Origin of the sequence: Amycolatopsis sp. NBC_00355 (assembly GCF_036104975.1) — a bacterium.
GTDB lineage: Bacteria > Actinomycetota > Actinomycetes > Mycobacteriales > Pseudonocardiaceae > Amycolatopsis.
Genome location: NZ_CP107982.1, coordinates 9,906,858 through 9,930,063, shown reverse-complemented (window position 1 = coordinate 9,930,063; position 23,206 = coordinate 9,906,858). Strand labels below are relative to the sequence as shown.

General features: G+C 70.2%; 19 protein-coding genes. 6 read left to right on the top strand and 13 right to left on the bottom strand.

What is annotated here, in order from left to right:
* Positions 1 to 23 precede the first annotated feature (23 nt).
* The gene (locus OHS18_RS46205; protein ID WP_328615057.1) at positions 24 to 986 is read left to right on the top strand and encodes an isopenicillin N synthase family dioxygenase; all 963 of its coding nucleotides are present in this window, start codon (positions 24 to 26) and stop codon (positions 984 to 986) included.
* On the opposite strand, the gene OHS18_RS46200 is transcribed toward OHS18_RS46205, so the two are convergent.
* Together OHS18_RS46200 and OHS18_RS46195 are read right to left on the bottom strand one after the other, a co-directional pair.
* Complete coding sequence (locus OHS18_RS46200) at positions 983 to 1,537, bottom strand: dihydrofolate reductase family protein (RefSeq protein ID WP_328615056.1); 555 nt, start codon at positions 1,535 to 1,537, stop codon at positions 983 to 985. The genes OHS18_RS46205 and OHS18_RS46200 overlap by 4 nt on opposite strands.
* A gap of 65 nt (positions 1,538 to 1,602) precedes the next feature.
* Complete coding sequence (locus OHS18_RS46195; protein ID WP_328458247.1) at positions 1,603 to 2,874, bottom strand: GGDEF domain-containing protein; 1,272 nt, start codon at positions 2,872 to 2,874, stop codon at positions 1,603 to 1,605.
* A gap of 239 nt (positions 2,875 to 3,113) precedes the next feature.
* Between OHS18_RS46195 and OHS18_RS46190 the strand changes: the two genes are divergently transcribed.
* A complete protein-coding gene (locus OHS18_RS46190; protein ID WP_328458249.1) occupies positions 3,114 to 4,073 on the top strand; it encodes a chitinase in 960 nt (319 codons plus the stop codon).
* A gap of 168 nt (positions 4,074 to 4,241) precedes the next feature.
* Here OHS18_RS46190 and OHS18_RS46185 read toward each other — a convergent pair whose 3' ends face one another.
* The 11 genes from OHS18_RS46185 to OHS18_RS46135 all read right to left on the bottom strand — a co-directional run bounded on the left by OHS18_RS46185 (position 4,242) and on the right by OHS18_RS46135 (position 17,145).
* The gene (locus tag OHS18_RS46185; protein ID WP_328458251.1) at positions 4,242 to 4,742 is read right to left on the bottom strand and encodes a hypothetical protein; all 501 of its coding nucleotides are present in this window, start codon (positions 4,740 to 4,742) and stop codon (positions 4,242 to 4,244) included.
* Positions 4,743 to 4,880: 138 nt separating this feature from the next.
* Positions 4,881 to 6,662 (bottom strand): murein biosynthesis integral membrane protein MurJ, encoded by a 1,782-nt coding sequence (gene murJ, locus OHS18_RS46180; protein ID WP_328458253.1) that lies wholly within the window; start codon positions 6,660 to 6,662, stop codon positions 4,881 to 4,883.
* A gap of 96 nt (positions 6,663 to 6,758) precedes the next feature.
* Positions 6,759 to 7,016 (bottom strand): hypothetical protein, encoded by a 258-nt coding sequence (locus tag OHS18_RS46175; protein ID WP_442874445.1) that lies wholly within the window; start codon positions 7,014 to 7,016, stop codon positions 6,759 to 6,761.
* A 182-nt stretch (positions 7,017 to 7,198) separates the two neighbouring features.
* Positions 7,199 to 7,801: a TetR/AcrR family transcriptional regulator gene (locus OHS18_RS46170; protein ID WP_328458255.1), complete on the bottom strand. Its 603-nt coding sequence runs from the start codon at positions 7,799 to 7,801 to the stop codon at positions 7,199 to 7,201.
* A 2-nt stretch (positions 7,802 to 7,803) separates the two neighbouring features.
* Entirely contained in the window at positions 7,804 to 8,637 is an 834-nt protein-coding gene (locus OHS18_RS46165; RefSeq protein WP_328615055.1) for an SDR family oxidoreductase, read from the bottom strand.
* A 60-nt stretch (positions 8,638 to 8,697) separates the two neighbouring features.
* Positions 8,698 to 9,864 (bottom strand): acyl-CoA dehydrogenase family protein, encoded by a 1,167-nt coding sequence (locus tag OHS18_RS46160; protein WP_328615054.1) that lies wholly within the window; start codon positions 9,862 to 9,864, stop codon positions 8,698 to 8,700.
* Positions 9,861 to 11,810 (bottom strand): ATP-binding protein, encoded by a 1,950-nt coding sequence (locus OHS18_RS46155; protein ID WP_328615053.1) that lies wholly within the window; start codon positions 11,808 to 11,810, stop codon positions 9,861 to 9,863. The genes OHS18_RS46160 and OHS18_RS46155 overlap by 4 nt, the downstream gene beginning before the upstream one ends.
* A gap of 7 nt (positions 11,811 to 11,817) precedes the next feature.
* Positions 11,818 to 13,416: an acyl-CoA carboxylase subunit beta gene (locus tag OHS18_RS46150; protein WP_328615052.1), complete on the bottom strand. Its 1,599-nt coding sequence runs from the start codon at positions 13,414 to 13,416 to the stop codon at positions 11,818 to 11,820.
* Positions 13,413 to 14,561 carry an acyl-CoA dehydrogenase family protein gene (locus OHS18_RS46145; protein ID WP_328458265.1) on the bottom strand — a complete coding sequence of 383 codons (1,149 nt, stop codon included), beginning with the start codon at positions 14,559 to 14,561 and terminating at the stop codon, positions 13,413 to 13,415. Before OHS18_RS46145 ends, OHS18_RS46150 begins: the two co-directional genes overlap by 4 nt.
* Positions 14,558 to 16,324: an acyclic terpene utilization AtuA family protein gene (locus tag OHS18_RS46140; RefSeq protein WP_328615051.1), complete on the bottom strand. Its 1,767-nt coding sequence runs from the start codon at positions 16,322 to 16,324 to the stop codon at positions 14,558 to 14,560. Before OHS18_RS46140 ends, OHS18_RS46145 begins: the two co-directional genes overlap by 4 nt.
* Positions 16,321 to 17,145, bottom strand: coding sequence for a TIGR03084 family metal-binding protein (locus OHS18_RS46135; protein ID WP_328615050.1), 825 nt, complete (start codon positions 17,143 to 17,145; stop codon positions 16,321 to 16,323). The genes OHS18_RS46140 and OHS18_RS46135 overlap by 4 nt, the downstream gene beginning before the upstream one ends.
* Before the next feature lie 140 nt (positions 17,146 to 17,285).
* On the opposite strand from OHS18_RS46135, the gene OHS18_RS46130 reads away from it, so the two are divergent.
* From OHS18_RS46130 to OHS18_RS46115, 4 genes are all read left to right on the top strand, one after another.
* Positions 17,286 to 18,116 carry an enoyl-CoA hydratase-related protein gene (locus tag OHS18_RS46130; RefSeq protein WP_328458271.1) on the top strand — a complete coding sequence of 277 codons (831 nt, stop codon included), beginning with the start codon at positions 17,286 to 17,288 and terminating at the stop codon, positions 18,114 to 18,116.
* Positions 18,113 to 18,712: an acetoacetate decarboxylase family protein gene (locus OHS18_RS46125; RefSeq protein ID WP_328615049.1), complete on the top strand. Its 600-nt coding sequence runs from the start codon at positions 18,113 to 18,115 to the stop codon at positions 18,710 to 18,712. The genes OHS18_RS46130 and OHS18_RS46125 overlap by 4 nt, the downstream gene beginning before the upstream one ends.
* A 290-nt stretch (positions 18,713 to 19,002) precedes the next feature.
* A complete protein-coding gene (locus tag OHS18_RS46120; RefSeq protein WP_328615048.1) occupies positions 19,003 to 21,990 on the top strand; it encodes a ribonucleoside-diphosphate reductase subunit alpha in 2,988 nt (995 codons plus the stop codon).
* Between the two features lie 80 nt (positions 21,991 to 22,070).
* Entirely contained in the window at positions 22,071 to 23,144 is a 1,074-nt protein-coding gene (locus OHS18_RS46115) for a ribonucleotide-diphosphate reductase subunit beta (RefSeq protein ID WP_328458276.1), read from the top strand.
* The last annotated feature ends 62 nt before the right edge of the window (positions 23,145 to 23,206 follow it).

Here is a 23,206-nt window from a genome sequence, read left to right as displayed (position 1 = left end):
GACAGTTCTTGCGAGGAGCTCGTATGCCGTCATCCGTTCCGCTCGTGGACCTTTCGCCGTGGTTCACGGGCACGTCCGAGGGCCGGGCCGACGTGGCCGAACAGGTCGACCGGGCGCTGCGGCAGTCCGGCTTCCTGCTGGTCACCGGGCACGGCGTCCCGGACGACCTGCGCGACCGGGCCCGCGAGCAGGCACGCCGGTTCTTCGCGCTGCCCGAGGACGTCAAGCAGCGCTACGCCGTCACCGTCGGCGGCCGCGGCTGGCTGCCGCCGGGCGTCGAGGCCAACGGCTACGCCGAGGGCACCGAAACCCCGCCCGACCTCAAGGAGTCCTACTCGGCGGGCGCCGATCTCGGCGTCGGCGTCGCCGAGGTCGACGGGTTCTGGTTCCAGCCCAACGTCTGGCCGGCCGAGGTGCCGGGGCTCGCCGAGACGGCCACCGAGTACATGCGCCGCATGCGGGCGCTGTCGGATCACCTGCTGGAGATCTTCGCCGCGGCGCTCGGCCTGGCGGAGAGCCACTTCACGCGGCACACCGCGCAACCGACGTACACGTTCAACATCAACTGGTACCCGCCGATGACCCACGTCGGCGAGCCCGAGCCCGACCAGTTCCGGATCGGCCCGCACACCGACTTCGGCACGGTGACGGTGCTCGACCGCCAGGCGGGCGTGGGCGGGCTGCAGGTCTTCACCGACGGCGGCGAGTGGGAGGACGCGCCGTACCACCCGGACGCGTTCACGGTGAACATCGGCGACCTGATGGCCCGCTGGACGGGCGACCGCTGGCGCTCGACCCGCCACCGCGTCCTGCCCCCGGCGCCGACGGCACCGGAGGAGGACCTGGTGTCCCTGGTCTTCTTCTACGAGACCGACCACGACGCGCGGATCACGTCGCTCGCGCCCCCGCTGGGCAAGCGGATCTACCCGGAGGTCATCGCGGCGGACTACCTGAAGGAGAAGCTCGACGCGATCACCATGGGCTAACCGGCCGGCGCGTAGATCAGTTCGAGGACCCCCGACGGGAAGGCCGTGCTCTTCACCAGGCGCAGGTTCAGGGGCTCGGCCAGCTCCGGGAACAGGGGCGCGCCCCGGCCCGTGGCGGCGGGGAGCCCCCACAGGCGGTACTCGTCGACCACGCCGAGCTTGATCAGCGAGTGCAGGAACGCGGTGCCGCCGGCGGCGACCAGGTCCTTGCCCGGCTCGGCCTTGAGCTCGGCGATCTCCGCCGCCGTGTCACCGCTAGCGATCCGGGTCTCGGGCCAGTCGCCGGCGGACTCCAGGGTGCGGGAGAACACCACCTTGGGGATCTCGTTCATGGCCTTGGCGGACGGGTGGTCCGAGGTGGGCCAGAACCCGGCCATGGCCTCGTAGGTGACGCGGCCCATCAGGAAGGCCCCGGCCTCCCACAGCCCGTCGACGAAGTACTTCTCCTGCTCGGGATCGTCGACGCCCGTCATGACGTCCCGGATCCCGTTGTCCGCGTCGGCGCTCTTGCCGTCGACCGAACAGTAGAACCCCAAGATCAGCTTCCGCATCAGGTGCCTCCTCGCGCGTGTTCTCGTGCGGGACGGTAGGCAGAACCGGCCGGGTGGGGTCCCCGCTAAGCGGGATCCGCGCAGATCGTCCGGTTGCGCCCCGCGGCCTTCGCGCGCAGCAGCGCCGCCTCCGCGGCCCGGAGCGCGTCCGCCAGCACCCCGTCGGCCGCGCAGTCCGCGACGCCGATCGACACCGTCACGCCGACGAACTGCGGCCCGTCGCCCGACGCCTTCAGCGCCACCAGCGTCGAGGCGATCCGCAGCCGGATGCGCTCGGCGATCGCCATCGCGTCGAAGCGGCCGGTGCCGGGCAGCAGGACCGCGAACTCCTCGCCGCCGGAGCGGCCCACAAGATCCGCGGCGCGGACCTCGTCGCGCAGGGTGTCGGCGACCGCGCGCAGCACGGCGTCGCCGATCCGGGCGCCGTAGCGGTCGTTGAGCTGGCGGAAGTGGTCCAGGTCGAGCAGCAGCAGGGCCTGGCCGGGGCCGTGCCGGCCGAGGCGCGTCACCTCGGCGTCGGCCGCGCCGCGCCACGACGCGGCGGTCAGCACACCGGTGCCGGGATCGAGGGTGACGTGTTCGCGGCGGCCGCGGCCCAGTCCCCCGCGGTGCAGCACGACGGTGGCGCCGGCCAGCAACGGCACGAACCAGGGCGCGGCGAGAGCGGCCCAGCCGAACATGACGCCGAACGCCGTCATCGCGGCGTCGAAGGCGTGGCCCGGGGCGGCTTCGCGGGGCGGGCGGGGGCCGTCGGCGGCGGTCACGAGCGCGGCGTTCACCGCGAGGAACGCCAGCCCGGCGAGCAGGAGCAGGGCGACGGTGCGGGCGTCGAGGACCGCGGCGAGCGGTTTGACCCCGGTCGCGGTGAGGAACGCCCCGGCGACGAGTCCCGCGAGCGCGGTCGACGCGGCGCCGAACACCTGGCGGTACACGGGTCTTCTGCGGACCCGGAACCACTGGTGCAGCGCGGAGAGCACGACCAGCGCGACGGCGAGCCCCGGCCGGAGCACGACGACTCCGGCGAAGACCCACGGCGTGTCGACGCCGGGCCCGAGCAGCGTGTCTTCGCGGTGGCGTTCCACCGGCCGGGACAGCTCGGCGGTGACCAGCAGCCCGCCCGCGAGCAGCGCGAACGGCGTCAGCATCGAGGCGAGCGGCGGGAACCGGACGGCGGCGAGGGCCACGGCGGCGACGGCGAGCACGTCCACCACGACGACAAAACAGACCTGGCCGCGGCGGGGCAGGCGCCACAACGCCCAGCGTTGCAGGGGCACGGCGAGCAGGGACCGGCCGGGGCGGCGTCCCCCGCCGGCTGCGACCGTGGAATCCCCCACCATTTCGGCAAACTAGCCGGAATGCCGCGCCCTGTCACTCCGCCTTCAGGGGAATCTCACCTCGTCGCGAATCCCGGGACGCTCAGGAGCCGCGCGCGCACCGTGCGTCATGTTTCCGACCGAAGAAGGGTTGACACGCCACATTGGTCTAGTCCACTGTGTGGTGGCACACAGCGCTCCTCCCGGGATGATCCCGCCGCCTCAAACCGGAGGTGCTCCATCCTGTCAGTTTGGAGGACCCCATGAAATCAGTGCGCCGTCTGGTGACCCTCGCGGTCGCCGCCGGAGCCGCGATGGCGACGGCGGTCGGCCTCGCCCCGCAGGCGATGGCCGCGGTCGACCCGGTGCTCGCTTCCCCGTACCTGTACCAGTGGGGCGGCCAGACCAGCCCCACCGCGGCGATGTCCGCGACCGGGGTGAAAGCGTTTACCCTCGCCTTCGTGCTGTCCGACGGGACGTGCAACCCGAAGTGGGACGGCAGCCGTTCGCTGACCGGCTCGGACAAGACGCTGATCCAGAACATCCGCAACGCGGGCGGGGACGTCATCCCCTCCTTCGGCGGCTGGTCCGGCACCAAGCTCGGCTCGAAGTGCACGTCGGCTTCGGCGCTGGCGGGCGCGTACCAGAAGGTCATCGACGCCTACGGGCTCAAGGCGATCGACCTGGACATCGAGAACACCGACGAGTTCCAGAACAACACGGTGCAGGACCGGATCCTCAACGCGGTCAAGCTGACCAAGCAGGCCAACCCGAACCTGAAGGTCGTCATCACCATCGGCACCACGACGACCGGCCCCGACAGCTACGGCAAGCGCCTGATCAACCAGGCCAAGGCGATCGGCGCCCCGGTCGACGTCTGGTCGGTCATGCCGTTCGACTTCTCCAGCGGCGGCGACATGGCCGCCATGACGAAGTCCGCGGTCGACGGGCTGAAGAACCAGCTCAAGACGACGTTCGGCTACTCGGACGACACCGCGTACCGGCACAGCGGCCTTTCCTCGATGAACGGCAAGACCGACAACGCGGGCGAGACCGTCACGATCGCGAACTTCAACTCCATCCGCGGTTACGCGACGAGCCACCACCTGGGCCGCTTCACGTTCTGGGCCACCAACCGCGACTGCAGCGGCGGCGGCGAGTGCAGCGGGATCACGCAGGACAAGTACGCGTTCACCAAGATCGTCGCCGGGTACGCCGGCTGACACAGCGCCCGTAGTGGGGCAGTCGAAGGCCCTCTCACCGGCATCGGGGTCGGTGAGAGGGCCTTCGCGGTTTCCCGATCAGCGGGAAGGGCGCCACATCCGGTTTCCGGTGAGCGGGAACCGGATTCCGGCACACCGCCGCACCATCCGCCACCCGCCGCTCCGGCCTCAGCGCGTGTGACCGCCGCGGTGGTCACCGCCGCCGTAGTTCGCGTATCCCGGGTACACCGTGCTCAAGTCCACTGTGGTCGGTGGCGGCACGGTCGTGGTCGGCGGCGGGATCTCCACCGTCGAAACCGAAGGTGACGGCGTCGGCGGCGGCGTCTGGCGCGCCTGCATGACCACCGGGGACGGCGTCGTCGTCCGCGTGGGCACCGCGAGCGCGCTCGACGACGGGCCGCCCGTGGCCGGCTGCAGCTGCGGGAACGGTGTGGACCCCGGGACGGGGTCGGCCTGGGTCACCAGCGCGAGCGCCAGCCCGCCCAGCACCACGGCCACCGCCGACGCCAGCGCGATCCGGCCCGCCGCGCCGCGCGGCTCGGCGTCGGGCCCGCGGCGGGCCGCCACCTCGGCCGAGCGCGAGCCCGGTTTCCGCGGCCGGACCCCCGCCTGCCGCAGCAGTTCGTCGACCGAGACCCGGTCCCGCCGTCTGCGCGCACTGCGCGTCATGAACGACCTCCCACCCCTTCGCTGATTCCGGGGATATTAGGAAGCGGGGCCGGAATTGTAAACGTGCTGATCGCCGCGGTCTCGTTATCGTTTCGAGACATCCGGAACGCGGCTCCGGCCGTAGTCGTCACCAAGGGTTCAGCGACGCAGCAGCCCCGCCACCCGGCGGGTCACGGGCATGAACTCGGGCAGCTTCACCAACGCCAGGAGGCCGAACGGCACGGCGATCCCGAGCAGGCCCTGGATCGGCAGCTTCACCCACGCCGCGGGGATCACGCCGAGCGAACCGGGCACGGCGTACCCGGCGAGCACCGCGGCCAGCACCCCCAGCCCGCTCACGCCCAGGGTGATCAGGCCGACCCGCAGCGACCGGCGGCTGCGCAGGTGCCCGAGCCGCACCCACAGCCAGACCTGGCCGAGCACGGCGCCGACCACGAACCCCGCGCCGTTGACCAGCATGACGCCGTAGACGACGTGTTCGCCGTCGAGCAGGCCGCGGCAGAGGAACAGCAGCGGGATCTTGACCGCGGTCATCACGAGCATGATGAGCGTCGGCGTGCGGGCGTCCTTCATCGCGTAGAACACCCGCAGCTGCAGCATCACCAGCGCGTACGGCAGCAGCCCGACCGCGGAGACGGCGAGGGTCTGGCCGAGCCGCTCGGCGTCGTCGAGGGTGCCGCGGCCCCAGGTGAAGATCGCGACGCCGATCGGCGTGCCGACGACGGCCAGCGCGGCGGAGATCGGCACGAAGAGCACCGTGGAGATGCGGGAGGCGAGCGAGAGGTCGCCGACGAGCCGCGCCAGGTCGCCGTCCGCGGCGGCCCGGCTCATCCGCGGCATGAGAGCGGTCAGCAGCGAGACGCCGAGGATGCCGTACGGCAGCTGGAAGAGCAGCGACGCGTAGCTGTAGGCGGTGACGCCGCCGCCGGTGCCGCCGGTCAGCACCCGGGTCGTGACGACAAAACCGACGTGGCTCACCACGACGTACCCGAGGATCCACGCGGCGAGCCCGCCGAACTCCTTCATCCGCGGGTCGAAGCCCCAGCGCCAGCGGAACCGGAAGCCGGTGCGCAGCAAGGCCGGGATGAGCACCATCGCTTGCACGACGATGCCGAGCGTGGTGCCGAGGCCGAGCACGAGCAGTTTCGGGTCGCCCATCCGGACCGGGTCGAGCGTCAGCTCCCCCGGCATCAGCGCGAACACGACCAGCGTGACGGTGACGACGACGTTGTTCAGCACCGGCGCCCAGGCGGGCGGCCCGAACACGTTCTGGGCGTTGAGGATGGCCGACATCAGCGCGAAGAGACCGTAGAACAGGATCTGCGGCAGCAGGAGGTAGGCCAGCGCGGTGGTGAGCCCCGGGTTGGCATCCGCTGACGATTTGTCGACGTAGAGCGCGGTGAACAGCGGCGCGATGGCCACCGCGACGGCCGTCCCTACGGTGAGCAGCACCAGCGCCATCGTGAGCAGCCGCTGGGTGTAGGCCCGGCCGCCGTCCGCGTCGTCCTGGGAGCGGACCAGCAGCGGCACCACGACACTGGCCAGCACGCCGCCGAAGAGCAGCTCGAACACGATGTTCGGCAGGGTGTTGGCGACGGTGAAGGAGTCGTTGACGATCCCGGTCCCGACCACGGCCGCGAGCAGCAGCTTGGCGACGAAGCCGGTGATCCGGCTGACGGTCGAGGCGATCGCCATCCGCCCGCTCGAACGGGCCAGCGAGGAGCCGGCGCCTTCACCGCGGCCGGCCGACACGGGCGAGGCCGGTGGCCTCGCGACGATCTGCGTGGCGAACTCGTCGTACGGCCGCCGGGAGACGTCGGGGTCGCGGCTCGGCCAGTGGGGGCCGCGAAAGTCACTGGGGAGGAAGACGGTCGCTTCCTCGTCCCCCGGCTTCGTGGCCGGGGGGTCCTGATCCGCCATGGCACCACACTGCCAGGTCAGGGCCCTGGCCGGGTACGGCGGTGGTCACCGAACGTGCGAGCGAACCCGCGACGCTCCGTGATCGCCCGCGCGGGCTCAGGCCGCGAGCGTGATCTCCAGCGCGGCGCGCCCGGCGTCGGTCAGCTCGGCCGGGACGCGGCCGACGGCGCCGTCGGCGGCGGGACGCACGTAGCCGCCGTGGGCCAGCGCGTGCGCGGTCATCTGATCGCAACAGGCGAATCCGTCCACGAAGAGGTCCGGTTCGCAGCTGCACGACATCTCAGCGCGTCCGGCTGCCACCGCCCTCAGCATCGCCATCGCGCGGTGGGTGAGCTCGACTCCTGAACCGGACACCGGACTGCCTTTCTGCTCCGTGAACCTACTACTACGAGTCATCGTCCATTGGGCCAATTGTGTTAGCTACGGCACTAGGACGTTTACTAGACCTTCGAGGTTCCGGCCATTCGGCGAAGCGGGGCTCAAGCGCGGTCGACGGGGCGGAAAGTGGCCTGGACCAGTGCGTCGGCCGCTACGGGTCAGCCGGCGGCTTCAGCCATGCGGAGTTCCAGGGTCCGGGCCCACTCCCGCACGATCTGACGCCGCCGCCGGGTGTCGTCGGTCAGCAGGTTCGCCAGGCCGAGACCGCGGGCGAGATCGAGAGTGGCCTGGACCAGCTCGCGCACCCCCGCCCGGGACTCGTCGACGCCCAGCAGCTCGACGGTCACCCGGTGCGCCTCCCGGCCGACCCGGGCCTCCAGCGGCACCAGGACGTCCCGCAAGGCCTCGTCCGTGGCCGCGACCGCCCACAGCTGCAGGGCGGCCCGGAACAGCGGCCCGGTGTAGAGGTTCAGCACCATCTCGACGACCCGCTCGATGCGCGACGACCCGCTAGGCAGATCCGCGGCCTGCGCGCGCAGTTCGTCGATCTGGGCCTCGCCCAGGAGGTCGACGGCCGCAGCGACGAGGTCCTCGCGTGTCGGGAAGTGGTGTTGCGCGGCGCCCCGGGAGACGCCGGCGCGTTCGGCGATCACGGCGACCGTGACCCCGTGCCAGCCGCGCTCGCCGAAGCTGTCGAGCGCGGCCTCGATGAGCCGCCGCCGGGTGGTGCGGCTGCGTTCCTGCTGGGGTTCGCGGAGCATGGTCAGGCCGGGTCGACCCAGAAGTCGAGCTGGAGGTCGTCCTCGGAGCCCCCGATCCGGTACTTCGCGAAGTCGGTGACCCCCTCGGCACGCAGGACCTCGTCGTCGAGGAAGAAGTTCCCGGTCGCCTCGCGGCTCGGCTTGGTGAGGATCGCGTACGCGGCGTCGGCCATGATCTCCGGCGTCCGGCTGCGGTCGGCCAGCTCGGCGCCGACGACGTTGCGGATCGCCGCCGTGTCGATCGTCGTGCGCGGCCAGAGCGAGTTGACGGCGACACCGTCCGCGCGCAGTTCCGCGGCGAGGCCGACCGTCACCAGGCTCATCGAGTACTTCGCGATGCTGTAGGCGAGGTGCCCGGCGGTGAACCACTTCTCGTCGAGGCTGATCGGCGGCGACAGCGTCAGGATGTGCGCGTTGGCCGCGGCCCGCAGATGCGGGATGGCCAGCTTCGACAGCAGGAACGTGCCGCGCGCGTTGATGTCCTGCATCAGGTCGTAGCGCTTCATGCTGACCTGCTCGGTCGGCGTCAGGTCGATCGCGCTGGCATTGTTCACGACGATGTCGATGCCGCCGAACTGCTCGACCGTCTTCGCCACCGCCGCCGCGACACCGTCGTCGTCGCGGACGTCGCCGAGGATCGGCAGCGCGTGGCCGCCGGCCTTCTCGATGGCTTCCGCGGCGGTGTAGATCGTGCCGGGCAGCTTCGGGTGCGGCTCGGCGGTCTTGGCGAGCAGCGCGACGTTGGCGCCGTCCTTCGCCGCTCGCAGCGCGATAGCCTCACCGATGCCCCGGCTCCCGCCGGACATGATGATGGTCTTGCCGTCCAGTCCAGCCATGTAAAACCTCCGTGAGGCGAAGCATCTTTCCTAGCGAAAGTGAGGCTTCGAGATCCGTAGTCAGTAGGACTTGGGCAGGCCGAGGCTGTGCTGGCCGACGAAGTTGAGCACCATCTCGCGGCTGACCGGGGCGATCCGGCCCAGCCGGACGGCGGTGACCAGCGTGCCGAGGCCGTACTCGGTGGCCAGGCCGTTGCCGCCGTGGGTCTGCACGGCCTGGTCGGTCGCGCGGATGGCGACCTCGGCGGCGGCGTACTTGGCCATGTTGGCCGACTCCCCCGCGCCGAAGTCGTCGCCGGAGTCGTAGAGCGACGCGGCCTTCTGCGTCATCAGCTTGGCCAGTTCCAGCTCGATCTTGATCTCCGACAGCGGGTGCGCGAGGCCCTGGTGGGCACCGATCGGGGTACCCCAGACCTGCCGCTGGTTGGCGTAGGAGACGGCCTTGGCCAGCGCGTACCGGGCGATGCCGAGCGAGAACGACGCGCCCATGATGCGCTCCGGGTTGAGGCCGGCGAACAGCTGCGCGATCGCCGCGTCCTCCTCGCCGACGAGCGCCTCGGCCGGGAGCTTGACGTCGTCGAGGAACAGCGAGAACTGGTTCTCCGGCGCGACGATGTCCATCGGGATCTTGGTGTACTCGAACCCGGCCGTGCCCGTCGGCAGGATGAACAGCGCGGGCTTGAGCCTGCCGGTCTTGGAGTCCTCCATGCGGCCGACGACGAGCACCGCGTCCGCCTCGTCGACGCCGGAGATGTAGACCTTGCGTCCACTGAGGACCCAGCCGTCGCCGTCGCGCTTGGCGGTGGTGGTGATCTTGTGCGAGTTCGACCCGGCGTCCGGCTCGGTGATGGCGAAGACCATCCGCTTGGTGCCGTCGGCGATGCCCGGCAGCCACTGCTTCTTCTGCTCTTCGGTGCCGAAGCGGGAGATCACGGTGCCGCAGATCGCCGGCGAGACGACCATGAGCAGCAACGGCGAACCCGCGGCGGCCAGTTCTTCGAGCACCGCGGCGAGATCGGCGATGCCCGCGCCCCCGCCGCCGTACTCTTCGGGGATGTTGACGCCGAGGTAGCCCAGCCGGCCGGCCTCGTCCCACAGCTCGTGGGTCTTCTCGCCGGCGCGGGCCTTGCGCGCGTAGTACTCGTGCCCGTACTTGGTGCCGAGCTCGGCGACGGCCTTGCGAAGCGCGATCCGCTCCTCCGGCTCGATGAAGTTCATGGCGTTCATTCTTCTTCTCCCACCACAGCCAGAATTGTGCCGACTTCGACCTGCTGCCCGACGGTCACCGGCAGCTCGGTCACCACGCCGTCCGCGGGCGCCGCGATCCGGTGTTCCATCTTCATCGCCTCGAGCCACAGCAGCGGATCACCGGCCTTCACCGGGTCCCCGGCCTGCACGGCGAGCCGGACGACGGTGCCCGGCATCGGCGCCACCAGCGACCCCGCCGCCAAAGCAGCATCCGGGTCGGCGAACCGAGGCTCGGCTTTGAGCGCCACCGAACCGAGGGCCGAGTCCACATAAGACACACCGTCGTACCGGGCGACGTCGAAGGTGCGCCGCACGCCGGCGACGTCCAGGACGACCCGGCCGGGCTCGGCAGTGACCAGCTCCGCTTCGTACCTGTCGGCGTTCAGGCCGTCCCGGGTCAATGAGTAGACGACCTCGTACTCGCGATCGCCGATCGAGAAGACCTTGCGCTGCCCGGCCGACCGGACGTTGCGCCAACCGCTGGGCAGCCGTCCCTGGGTCGTCGCCGACGCCCGGTTCGTCGCGGCCTCCGCCAACGCGGCGGCCAGCGCGGAGAGCCGCTCGGTGTCCACAGTGGCCAGTGGTGCGGCGAGGGTGTCGAGACCGTGCCGGTCGAAGAACGCCGTGTCGGTCTCCCCGGCCAGGAAGGCGTCGTGACGCAGGATGGTGACCAGCAGGTCGCGGTTGGTGACCACGCCGTGGATCTTGGTCGCCGCCAGGGCCTTGGCGAGCCGCCGGGCGGCCTCGGCGCGGGTCGGCGCCCAGGTGATCACCTTGGCCAGCATCGGGTCGTAGTGCACGCCGACCACCGAGCCGCTGACGAACCCGGAGTCCAGCCGCAGCCCAGGACCGTGGGTGAACGAGCGGTCCACATCGGGCACCTCGAAGGTGTGCAGCGTGCCGCTCTGCGGCTGCCAGTTCGCGCCCGGGTCTTCGGCGTAGAGCCGGACCTCGATGGAGTGCCCGACGGTCGGCGGTGGGTCGGCGGGTAGCCGTTCCCCGTCGGCGACGCGCAGCTGCAGCGCCACCAGGTCCAGGCCCGTGACGTTCTCGGTGACCGGGTGCTCCACCTGCAGCCGGGTGTTCATCTCGAGGAAGTAGAAGCGCCCGTCCGGCCCGGCGAGGAACTCGACCGTGCCCGCGCCGACGTAGTCGATCGCCTGGGCCGCCTTGCGCGCGGCGTCGAACAGCTCCGCGCGCATGGCCTCGTCGACGAACGGCGACGGCGCTTCCTCGACGACCTTCTGGTGCCGGCGCTGGATCGAGCACTCCCGCTCCCCCACCGCCCACACCGTGCCGTGCTTGTCGGCCATAACCTGTACCTCGATGTGCCGCCCGGTCTCCAGGTACCGCTCGCAGAACACCGTCGGGTCGCCGAACGCGGACGCGGCCTCCGCGCTCGCGCCTTCCACGGCCTCGGTCAGCTCGTCGAGGGAGCGGACCACGCGCATGCCGCGTCCGCCACCCCCGGCGGACGCCTTGACCAGCAACGGAAGATCAGCCTCAGTCACCGAAGCCGGGTCCAGTTCGGACAGCACCGGCACGCCGGCGGCGGCCATCAGCCGCTTCGACTCCACTTTGGAGCCCATCGTCTCGATGGCCTCCGGCGGCGGGCCGACCCAGGTCAGCCCGGCGTCGAGGACGGCACGCGCGAACGCGGCGTTCTCGGACAGGAAGCCGTAACCGGGGTGGACGGCGTCGGCGCCGGTGTCCGCGGCGGCCTTGACCAGCAGTTCGGCCCGCAGGTACGTCTCGGACGGCGCGTTGCCGGGCAGCCGGACGGCCGCGTCGGCTTCCAGCGCATGGGGCGCGGCGGCATCGGCGTCGGAGAACACCGCGACTGTGCCGATCCCGGCGTCGCGGCAGCTCGAGAAGACGCGGCGGGCGATCTCGCCGCGGTTGGCGACCAGCAGGTTCTGGATCATCGCTCACTCACATCCGGAAGACGCCGAATCCTTCGGCGCCCTTCACTGGTCCATTGTGGATCGCGGACAGGCTCAGCCCCAGCACGGTGCGGGTGTCGCGCGGGTCGATGATGCCGTCGTCGTAAAGCATGCCGGAGAGGAACATCGGCATCGACTCGGCTTCGATCTGGCCTTCCACCATGGCGCGCATGGCCTTGTCGTTTTCCTCGCTGTACTCCTGGCCACGCGCCTCGGTGGCCGCGCGGGCCACGATGGACAGCACGCCGGCCAGCTGCGCCGGGCCCATCACCGCGGACTTAGCGCTCGGCCAGGCGAACAGGAAGCGGGGATCGTAGGCGCGGCCGCACATCCCGTAGTGCCCGGCGCCGTAGGACGCTCCCATGAGGACGGACAGGTGCGGCACCTTCGAGTTCGACACGGCGTTGATCATCATCGCGCCGTGCTTGATGATGCCGCTCTGCTCGTACTCCTTGCCGACCATGTAACCGGTCGTGTTGTGCAGGAACACCAGCGGTATGTGGATCTGGTTGGCCAGCTGGATGAACTGCGCGGCCTTCTGCGACTCCTCGCCGAACAGCACACCCTGCGCGTTGGCCAGCACGCCGACCGGGTAACCGTGGATGCTCGCCCAGCCTGTCACGAGAGAAGAGCCGTACAGCGGCTTGAACTCGTCGAAGTCGGAGCCGTCGACAACGCGGGCGATGACCTCGCGCGGGTCGAACGGCACCTTGAGGTCGGTCGGCACGATGCCGAGCAGGTCGTCGACGTCGTACACCGGCTCGGCGTAGTCCGGCTTCGGCGTCGGCCCCTGCTTCGTCCAGTTGAGCCGTTTGATGATGCTGCGGCCCAGGCGGATCGCGTCCTGCTCGTCGACAGCGAGGTAGTCGGCCAGGCCCGACGTCCGCGCGTGCATCTCGGCGCCGCCGAGCGACTCGTCGTCGGACTCCTCACCGGTGGCCATCTTGACCAGCGGCGGCCCGCCGAGGAACACCTTCGCGCGTTCCTTGACCATCACGACGTAGTCCGACATGCCGGGCAGGTACGCGCCGCCGGCGGTCGAGTTGCCGAACACCAGCGCGACCGTCGGGCAGCCCGCGGCGGAAGCCCGCGTGATGTCCCGGAAGATCCGGCCGCCGGGGATGAAGATCTCCTTCTGCGTCGGCAGGTCCGCGCCGCCGGACTCGACGAGGTTGATCGACGGCAGCCGGTTCTGCGCGGCGATGTCGGAGGCCCGGAAGCTCTTCTTGGTCGTCCACGGGTTGCTCGCGCCGCCCTTGACCGTCGGGTCGCTGGCCGAGACCAGGCACTCGACGCCTTCGACGACGCCGATGCCGGTCACCAGGCTCGCGCCGACGCGGTAGTCGGTGCCCCAGGCCGCCAACGGCGAAAGCTCCAGGAACGGCGAGTCCTCGTCGAGCAGCAGCTCGATCCGCTCGCGGGCGAGCAGCTTGCCACGCTTGCGGTGCCGTTCGACGTACTTCTCGCCGCCGCCGGCGACGGCCTTGGCCTGCTCGGTGTCGATCTCGGCGAGCTTTTCGAGCATCGCCTCGCGGTTGGCGCCGAACTCGGCGGCCCGCGTGTCCACTGTGGACCTCAGGGTCGTCATGAGGTGTATCCCAATCGCTTCGCGGCCAGGCCGGTGAGGATCTCGTTGGTGCCGCCGCCGATGCCGAGGATCCGGACGTCGCGGTAGTGCCGCTCCACCTCGGCCTCGCGCATGTAGCCGAGCCCGCCGTGCAGCTGGACGGCCTCGTTGACCACCCATTCGGCGGCCTCGACGGCGGTGTTCTTGGCGAAACAGGCCTCGGCGATGACCTCCTCGCCCGACACGTGCCGGATCGCGGCCTGCCGGGCGTAGGTGCGCGCTACGTCGGTCTTGCGCGCCATCTCGGTCAGCTTGTGCTGTACGAGCTGCCGCGAGATCAACGGCCGGCCGAACGTCTCGCGCAGCCGGCACCAGTCGAGCGTCAGGTCGAGCGCGCGCTGGGCGTGGGAATAAGCCTGCACGGCGAGCGACAACCGTTCGGTGACGAACTGGGTGGCGACCTGGGCGAATCCGCTGTTCTCGGCGCCGACGAGGTTCTCCACCGGCACCCGGACGTCCACGTAGGACAGTTCGGCGGTGTCGGAGCAGAGCCAGCCCATCTTCTCGAGCTTGCGGGAAACGGTGAACCCGGGCGTCCCGCGTTCGACGACGATCAGCGACAACCCGTGGGCACCTTCGCCGCCGGTGCGCACGACGGTCGTCACGAAGTCCGCTCGGCAGCCGGAGGTGATGTAGGTCTTGGCGCCGTTGATGACGTACTCGTCGCCTTCGCGCACCGCCGTCGTCCGGATCCCGGCGACGTCGGAGCCGCCGTCCGGTTCGGTGACGGCCAGCGAGCCGATCTTGTCGCCCGCCAGGGTCGGCCGGACCCACCGCTCGATCTGCACGGGATCGGCGGCCTCGGCGATGTGCGGCACGGCGATGCCGCAGGTGAACAGCGAGGCGAAGAGCCCGCCGGAGCCGCCCGCGTAGTGCATCTCCTCGGCGACGACGAGCGCGTCGAGGTAGTTGCCGTCACCGCCGCCGATCTCCTCGGGGAACGCGACGCCCAGCAGGCCCAGGTCGCCGGCCTTGCGGTGCAGGTCACGCGGCAGTTCGCCGGCGCGCTCCCAGTCGTCGAGGTGCGGCAGGACCTCCTGCTCGACGAACCGGCGCACGGTCTTTCGGAGTTCGGCCCGCTCGGGCGTCCGGAACGGATCGGTCACTGTGCCTCCTGGGGCCGAGCCCCAGACCCCAGCCGGGGGGCAAGCCCCCCTGGGCCCCCCAACTGCGGTAGGAGCACCTCGGGAATGTCGATTTCGCGGGATCGCAACCACTCGCCGAAGGCTTTGGCCTGCGGGTCGAACCGCGCCTGCGAGGCGACGCCTTGCCCGAGGATGCCTTCGACGACGAAGTTCATCGCGCGCAGGTTCGGCAGCAGGTAGCGCGTCACCGGCAGGTCGGCGGTCTCGGGCAGCAGCAACTTGAACTCCGCGACGGTCAGCCGGTGCGCGAGCCACCGCCAGGCCTCGTCGGAGCGCACCCACACGCCCAGGTTGGCGTTGCCGCCCTTGTCGCCACTGCGCGCGCCGATGACACTGCCCAGCGGCGCCCGCCGCACCGGACCGTGGTCCAGCGGTTCGGGCAGCGCGGGCTCGTCCACATCGGACAGCTCCACAGTGGACGCGGATGGCGCTATGTCGACACGCATCCCGTCCGGCAGCACCGCGACGTGCGGCACCGTCCCGGCGTCCACATAAGCCGCGGTGTAGACGCCGTACGGCGAGGCGTCCGACGGCGGGGCCGTGACGTGGAAGCCGGGGTAGCTGGCCAGCGCGAGTTCGACCGCCGCGCCGGTGAAAGCGCGGCCGGCGACCTTCGGGTCGGCGTCCTTGACCGCGACGTGCAGCAGCGCGCTCGCGGTCTGCTCGGTGTCGGCGTCGGCGTGGTCGGTGCGGGCCAGTGTCCACTTGACCTCGGCGGGCGGCCGGTCCTTCAAGGCACCTTCGAGTTGTTCCTTCACCAGCGCGGCTTTCGCGTCGATGTCGAGTCCGGTCAGGACGAACGTCGTCTCGTTGCGGAACCCGCCGAGGGTGTTGAGCGCGACCTTCAACGTCGGCGGCGGCGCTTCGCCGCGGACGCCGGAGATCCGCACGCGGTCGGGTCCGTCCTGGCTCACCGACAGCGTGTCGAAGCGGGTGGTGACGTCCGGGCCGGCGTAGCGGGCGCCGGTGATCTCGTAGAGCAGCTGGGCGGTGACCGTGCCGGTGGTCACCACGCCCCCGGTGCCCGGGTGCTTGGTGATCACGCTGGAGCCGTCGGCCTCGATCTCGGCGATCGGGAACCCCGGCAGCCCCAGGGAATGCTCGGTGAAGAAGGCGTAGTTGCCGCCGGTGGCCTGGGCGCCGCACTCGATGACGTGCCCGGCCGCGACGGCGCCGGCGAGCGCGTCGTAGTCGTCGCGGGCCCAGCCGAAGTGCGCCGCCGCCGGGCCGACGATCACCGAGGCATCGGTGACCCGGCCGGTGACGACGACGTCGGCCCCCGCGTTCAGGCATTCCGCGATGCCCCACGCGCCGAGATAAGCGTTGGCGGTCAAGGGTTTCCCGAGACCCAGCTCGTCCGCGCGGGCGACCAGGTCGTCGCCTTCGACGTGCGCGATCTTGACGTCGATGCCGAGTTTGTCGACCAGCTCGCGCAGCGCGTCGGCCAGCCCGGACGGGTTGAGGCCCCCCGCGTTGGCGACGATCTTGACGCCGTTTTCCTTCGCCAGTTCGAGGTTCTCCTCCATCTGGCGGAGGAATGTCTTGGCGTACCCGCGGTTCGTGTCCTTCATCCGGTCGCGGCCGAGGATGAGCATGGTCAGCTCGGCCAGGTAGTCGCCGGTGAGGACGTCGAGCGGGCCGCCGGTGAGCATCTCGCGCACGGCGGAGAAACGGTCGCCGTAGAACCCGGACGCGTTGCCGATCCGCAAGGCGGTCTCTGTCATTGCCGCCTCCGGGGGAAAGAGTCCGTCGGCGGGGCGAACTGCCCCGCTTCCCGGCCGGACCCCGGAGGTCCCGCAAAGGCTTGCGCGACGGTCAGCCACTCCTCGACGTCGGGGCCCTGCGCCACGAGGTCGGTATCGGCCGGGTGCCGACGCTGGGTGATGACCAAGCAGAAGTCCACGGCGCCGCCGGTGAGCTTCTGCGCGGCGTCCTCGGGCCCGAACGTCCAGGTGGTGCCGTCCGGCGCGGCCAGCTCGACGCGGAACTCCTCGGTCGGCGGCGCGAGCGAGTTGAGCAGGTAGGCGAAGTCGCGGGTCCGCGTGCCGAAACGCGCGATGTGCCAGAGCCGCGCGGTGGGCTCGCGGCGCAGGCCCAGTGCGTCGTAGACGTCCTGGCCGTGCGCCCAGGTCTCCATCAGCCGGGCCGTGACCATGGAGGCCGCGCTCATCGGCGGGCCGTACCAGGGCAGTTTCTGCCCGTCCGGCACCGCGGCGAGCGCCTCGGCCAGCCGCGCCCGCCCGGCGCGCCAGCGTTCGAGCAGTTCGCCGGGGGGCAGCTCGGCGCCTTCGGCCGCGGCTTCGTCGACGTAGTGTTCGCCGGCGGTGAGCAGGCTTTCGACCTCGGCCTGCCAGTCCTCCGGGTGGGCCGCGGCGATCAGGGCCTTCTCGTCCGTCCAGGCGAGGTGCGCGATCTGGTGCGCGATGGTCCACCCCGCAGCCGGTGTTTCCCGCGCCCAGTCGGACGCGGGCAGGTCCGCCACCACGTCGTCGAGTGCCTGTGATTCAGCGTCGAGATCCCCGAGGATCACGCCGAGGTCCGCCATCGCCGCCTCCTTGCGTACTGGGGCCCAGCCTGGCACCGGTGTCCAGAAAAATCAAGCACGCCTGATTGTTTCGGACCGGACGCTGCGGAAACACTATTGACATCTTGCCAGTAGTGCCGGTCTGCCTTAGTTTCATCGCCATGGCCGAGACCACCTACGCCGTCGCGGACCGGATCGCCACGGTGACGCTGAACCGCCCCGAGGCGCGCAACGGCTACACGATCCGGATGGCCGACGAGCTCGGCGCGGCGATGGACCGCGCCGACCGCGACGAGGACGTCCGCGTGGTGGTGCTGACCGGCGCGGGCCAGGACTTCTGCGTCGGCGCCGACCTGTCGCAGGGCGGGTTCGACTTCGACCCGGCGACCGGCCCGGACGCGGCCTGGCAGGAACCCGCCGGCCGCTGCTCGAAGCGGATCTTCACGATGAACAAGCCGGTGATCGCGGCCCTGCAGGGCGCGGCCGTCGGCGCCGGCAGCACGATCACGCTCCCCTGCGACTACCGCCTCGCCTCCGAGGACTCGCGGTTCGGCTTCGTCTTCACCCGCCGCGGCATCTACCCCGAAGGCGCGTCGGCGTGGTTCCTCCCCCGGCTCGTCGGCATGGGCACCGCGCTCGACTGGATGATCAGCGGCCGCGTCTTCCCCGCGGCCGAAGCTCTCGCAAAGGGACTGGTGCACCAGGTTTTCCCGACCGGGACGGTGCTCGACGAGGCCTACAAGCTGGCGCGCGAGCTGATCGCGAACACCGCACCGGTGTCCGTCGCGGTCACCCGCCAGCTGCTTTACCGGATGGCGAGCGCCGACTCGCCGTTCCCGGTGCACGAACTCGACTCGCGCCTGATCGGCGGCCTGGGCACGAACGCGGACGCCGTCGAAGGGGTCATGTCGTTCCTGCAGAAGCGGCCACCGTCGTGGGGCCTGCGCGTCGACAAGGACCTGCCCGACTACCTCCCCTGGCTGGACGCATGACCACCTACCCACCGCAGCCCTGGAACCTGGTCGCCGACGCGCGGGTGTCGATCTGGCGCGTCCCGGCCGCGGATCTGCCGGCGCTCGCCGCGGAACCCGTGGTGATCGCCGGGCACGCGTCGGTGTTCACGGCGTGGATCGACTACACCCCGCCCGGGCAGCTCACCTACCACGAGCTGCTGGCCGCGGTGGCGGTCAAGGGACGCCGGGTGTCGTGCTCGATCACCGGGATCTGGGTCGACAGCGAGGTGTCCCTGGCCGGCGGCCGCGAACTGTGGGCGATCCCGAAGGACCTGGCGACCCTGGACTTCACGGGCGGCCGCACCTTCACGGCGACCGCGGCCACGGCGGACGACTGGATCGCGACGGCGGCCTTCAAACGCCGCACCGGATTACCGCTACGCCTGCCGACGACGTTCGACGTGGTCCAGGAACGCGACGGCCTGCTGCGCACCCCGGTCGGCGCGAAGATCAGCCCGCGCCCGGCGTCGGCGGACTGGAGTTTCAACCCGAGCGGCCCGCTGGGCTACCTGGCGTCACGACGCCCGGTGACGAGCCTCGAACTCCCCGCGTCCGACCTCCGCTTCGGCGCCTGAAGCCTTCTTCCGGAGTGCCCAACTCCCCCGACCGGAGCGGCGCCGAACCCCTGTTTCGCGGCCTGAGCAGCACCTCTCGGTGATCGCGTAACCCGCGAGGGTGAGACCGCGACACGCCACCCATTGGGGCACGTGCAGGCTCCAACCCCTACATGTAGTCTCTGATGACCGGCAGGGCCCAGCGACGGGGAGACCGCTGCAGAGATCTGCCGGGCAGCTTTGAAGAACCTGCAGCGCACGGCCTTGTGCGGCCGTGTGGCGATCCAACGCGCCCAATTCTGGAGACACGCATGTCAGTCGAAACCGGGCAGCGGCCGCCCGCCGCCGCCGACACACTCACCGCGATCCGGGTCATCCGGCGGGACGGCAGCGTGTCGCCGTTCGACGCCGGGAAGATCTCGGTCGCGCTGACGAAGGCGTTCCTCGCGGTCGAGGGCGGCGACGCCGCCGCGTCCTCCCGCGTGCACCACGTCGTCGCGGAGCTGACCCAGCAGGTGGAGACGACCCTGCTGCGCCACGCCGGTCCCGAGACCGCGCTGCACATCGAGCAGATCCAGGACATCGTCGAGCTCGCGCTGATGCGCGGCGAGCACCACAAGGTCGCCCGCGCCTACGTCCTCTACCGCGAGGAGCACAGCAAGGCCCGCAAGGCGACCGAGCCCACGACGCCCGCCGAGGCCACGCTGAGCGTCAAGGGCGTCGACGGCGTGCTGCGTCCGCTCGACTGGGCCCGCGTGTCCCACGTCGTGGGCGAAGCCGTCTCCGGGCTCGACGACGTCACCGCGGAGCCGGTGCTGGCCGAGGCCAAGCGCAACCTCTACGACGGCATCAGCGCCGACGAGCTCGCCCTGGCCCAGATCATGGCCGCCCGCGTGCTGGTCGAGCAGGAGCCGAACTACTCCTACGTCAGCGCCCGGCTGCTGCTGGACAAGCTGCGCGGCGAGGCCCTGAGCTACCTGGCCGGCCGCCCGCGCCTGGCCAGCCAGGACGAGATGGCCGGCGAGTACCCCGCGTACTTCCGCAACTACCTGCGCCGCGCGGTCGAGCTGGAACTGGTCGACGGCGAGCTGCTGTCCTTCGACCTGGACAAGATCACCGCCGCGATCGAGGCCAAGCGAGACCTCGACTTCGGCTTCCTCGGCCTGCAGACCCTGTACGACCGGTACTTCCAGCACCACAACGGCACCCGCTTCGAGCTGCCGCAGGCGTTCTTCATGCGCGTCGCGATGGGCCTGGCGATCCGCGAGGACGACCGCGAAGCCCGCGCGATCGAGTTCTACGAGCTGCTCTCGACGTTCCACTTCATGGCCTCGACGCCGACGCTGTTCAACTCGGGCACCACCCGCGCGCAGCTGTCGTCCTGCTTCCTGACCACGGTGGACGACGACCTGGACTCGATCTTCCAGGCGTACAAGAACAACGCGCTGCTGGCCAAGTACTCGGGCGGCCTCGGCAACGACTGGACCCCGGTCCGCGGCCTCGGCGCGCACATCAAGGGCACCAACGGCCAGTCCCAGGGTGTCGTGCCGTTCCTCAAGATCGCCAACGACACCGCCGTCGCGGTGAACCAGGGCGGCAAGCGCAAGGGCGCGGCCTGCGCGTACCTCGAAACCTGGCACGTGGACATCGAGGAGTTCCTCGACCTGCGCAAGAACACCGGTGACGACCGCCGCCGCACGCACGACATGAACACCGCCAACTGGGTGCCGGACGAGTTCTTGCGCCGCGTCGAGGCCGACGCGCAGTGGACCCTGTTCTCGCCGAACGAGACCCCGGACCTGCACGACCTCTACGGCAACGCGTTCTCGCAGCGCTACGCCGAGTACGAGGCGATGGCCGAGCGCGGCGAGATCAAGGTGTTCCGCAAGATCCGCGCGGTGGAGCTGTGGCGCCGCATGCTGACCATGCTGTTCGAGACCGGCCACCCGTGGATCACGTTCAAGGACCCGTGCAACCTGCGCTCGCCGCAGCAGCACGTCGGCGTCGTGCACTCGTCCAACCTGTGCACCGAGATCACGCTGAACACCAACGTCGAAGAGGTCGCGGTCTGCAACCTCGGCTCGGTCAACCTGCTCAAGCACGTCACCCCCGAGGGCCTGGACACGAAGCGCCTCGAGAAGACCGTGCGCACGGCCGTCCGCATGCTGGACAACGTGATCGACATCAACTTCTACACGATCCCGGAGGCGCGCCGCTCCAACCTGCGTCACCGCCCGGTGGGCCTGGGCATCATGGGCTTCCAGGACGCGCTGTTCGAGATCGGCGTCCCGTTCGCCTCCGACGAGGCGGTGACCTTCGCCGACGTCTCCATGGAGCACCTCTCCTACTACGCGATCTCGGCGTCGACCGACCTCGCCGAGGAGCGCGGCCAGTACCAGTCGTTCGAGGGATCGCTGTGGAGCAAGGGCATCCTGCCGATCGACTCGCTGCAGCTGCTCATCGACGCCCGCCGCGGTGACGGCCTCGACGTCGACACCTCCACGACGCTGGACTGGGCGCCGCTGCGCGAGCGCGTCAAGACCGTCGGCATGCGCAACTCCAACGTGATGGCGATCGCGCCGACCGCCACGATCTCCAACATCTCCGGTGTCGGCCAGTCGATCGAGCCGCTGTTCCAGAACCTGTTCGTCAAGTCGAACATGTCCGGCGACTTCACCGTCGTCAACCCGCACCTGGTCAAGAGCCTCAAGGCCCGCGGCCTGTGGGACGAGGTCATGGTCAGCGACCTCAAGTACTTCGACGGCAGCCTCGGCCGGATCGACCGGGTGCCGGACGACCTGAAGGCGCTCTACGCCACGGCGTTCGAGATCGAGTCGAAGTGGATCGTCGACGCCGGTTCGGTGCGCCAGAAGTGGATCGACCAGGCGCAGTCGCTGAACCTGTACATCGCGGCGCCGAGCGGCCGCAAGCTCGACGAGCTGTACCGCTACGCGTGGCACAAGGGCCTCAAGACCACGTACTACCTGCGGGCGCAGTCCGCGACGCACGTGGAGAAGAGCACCCTGCGCGGCACCGACGGCAAGCTGAACGCCGTCTCTTCCGGCACGGCCACGGCCACCGCCACCGCCACCGCGGCTCCCGCGGCGGCCCCGGCGGCTCCGGCGGCCACCCCGGCGCCGGCTCCCTCGCCGGCGGCGGCCGTCCCGGCGGTGCCGGTGACCGCTCCGGCGGCCAAGCCGGAGCCGAAGGAGATGCCGAAGGTGGAGGACGTCGACTTCGTCGCCACCGAAGGCGCCGCCTGCCGCATCGACGACCCCGACTGCGAAGCCTGCCAGTAAGCCCGCCCCCGGCTCGTGAGTGTTTAGGGCGGTTCTAACCGCCCTAAACACTCACGAGCCCACCTGCCTAAGTGAGCGATATGACCAACGTGGAGACGACAGGCGTCACCGGCCTCGGTGAGATCGAGGTCGGGGCCGCCCGGATCAACGTCGACGACAAGCGCATGATCAACGCGCGCGCCGACGTCAACCAGCTGCTGCCGATGAAGTACCGGTGGGCGTGGGACAAGTACCTGGCCGGCTGCAACAACCACTGGATGCCGACCGAGGTCGCCATGCAGGCCGACATCGCGCTGTGGAAGTCGGCCGACGGCCTCACCGAGGACGAGCGGCAGATGCTCAAGCGCAACCTGGGCTTCTTCGCGACCGCGGAGTCCTTGGTGGCCAACAACATCGTGCTCGCGGTGTACCGCCAGATCACCAACCCCGAGTGCCGCCAGTACCTGCTGCGCCAGGCGTTCGAGGAAGCCGTGCACACGCACACCTTCCAGTACATCTGCGAGAGCCTCGGCCTGGTCGAGGGCGAGCTGTTCAACATGTACCGCGAGGTTCCGTCCATTTCGGACAAGGACGCGTGGGCGCTGAAGTACACGCAGCACCTCGAGGACCCGGACTTCGAGACCGGGACGCCGGAAGCCGACACGGCGTTCCTGCGTGACCTCGTCGCGTTCTACGTGATCTTCGAGGGCATGTGGTTCTACACCGGCTTCGCGCAGATCCTCTCGCTCGGCCGCCGGAACAAGATGGTCGGCATCGCCGAGCAGTACCAGTACATCCTGCGCGACGAGTCGATCCACCTGAACTTCGGCATCGACTGCATCAACCAGATCAAGATCGAGAACCCGCACCTGTGGACCGAAGAGTTCCAGGAAGAGGTGCGCGGGATGCTGAAGGACGCGTGCGAGCTGGAGGTCGCGTACGCGCGTGACACCATGCCGCGCGGCATGCTCGGCCTGTCGGCGCAGCTGTGCGAGCAGTACATGCACTTCATCACCGACCGGCGCGCGCAGCAGATCGGCCTCCAGCCGATCTTCGGCGAGACCGAGAACCCGTTCCCGTGGATGTCCGAGGCGATGGACCTGAAGAAGGAGAAGAACTTCTTCGAGACCCGCGTCATCGAGTACCAGTCGGGCGGCGCCCTCGACTGGGACTGACCACAGCTCCAAGTCCGTGAAGGCCACCTTGAGGGACTCTGAGTCCCTCAAGGTGGCCTTCA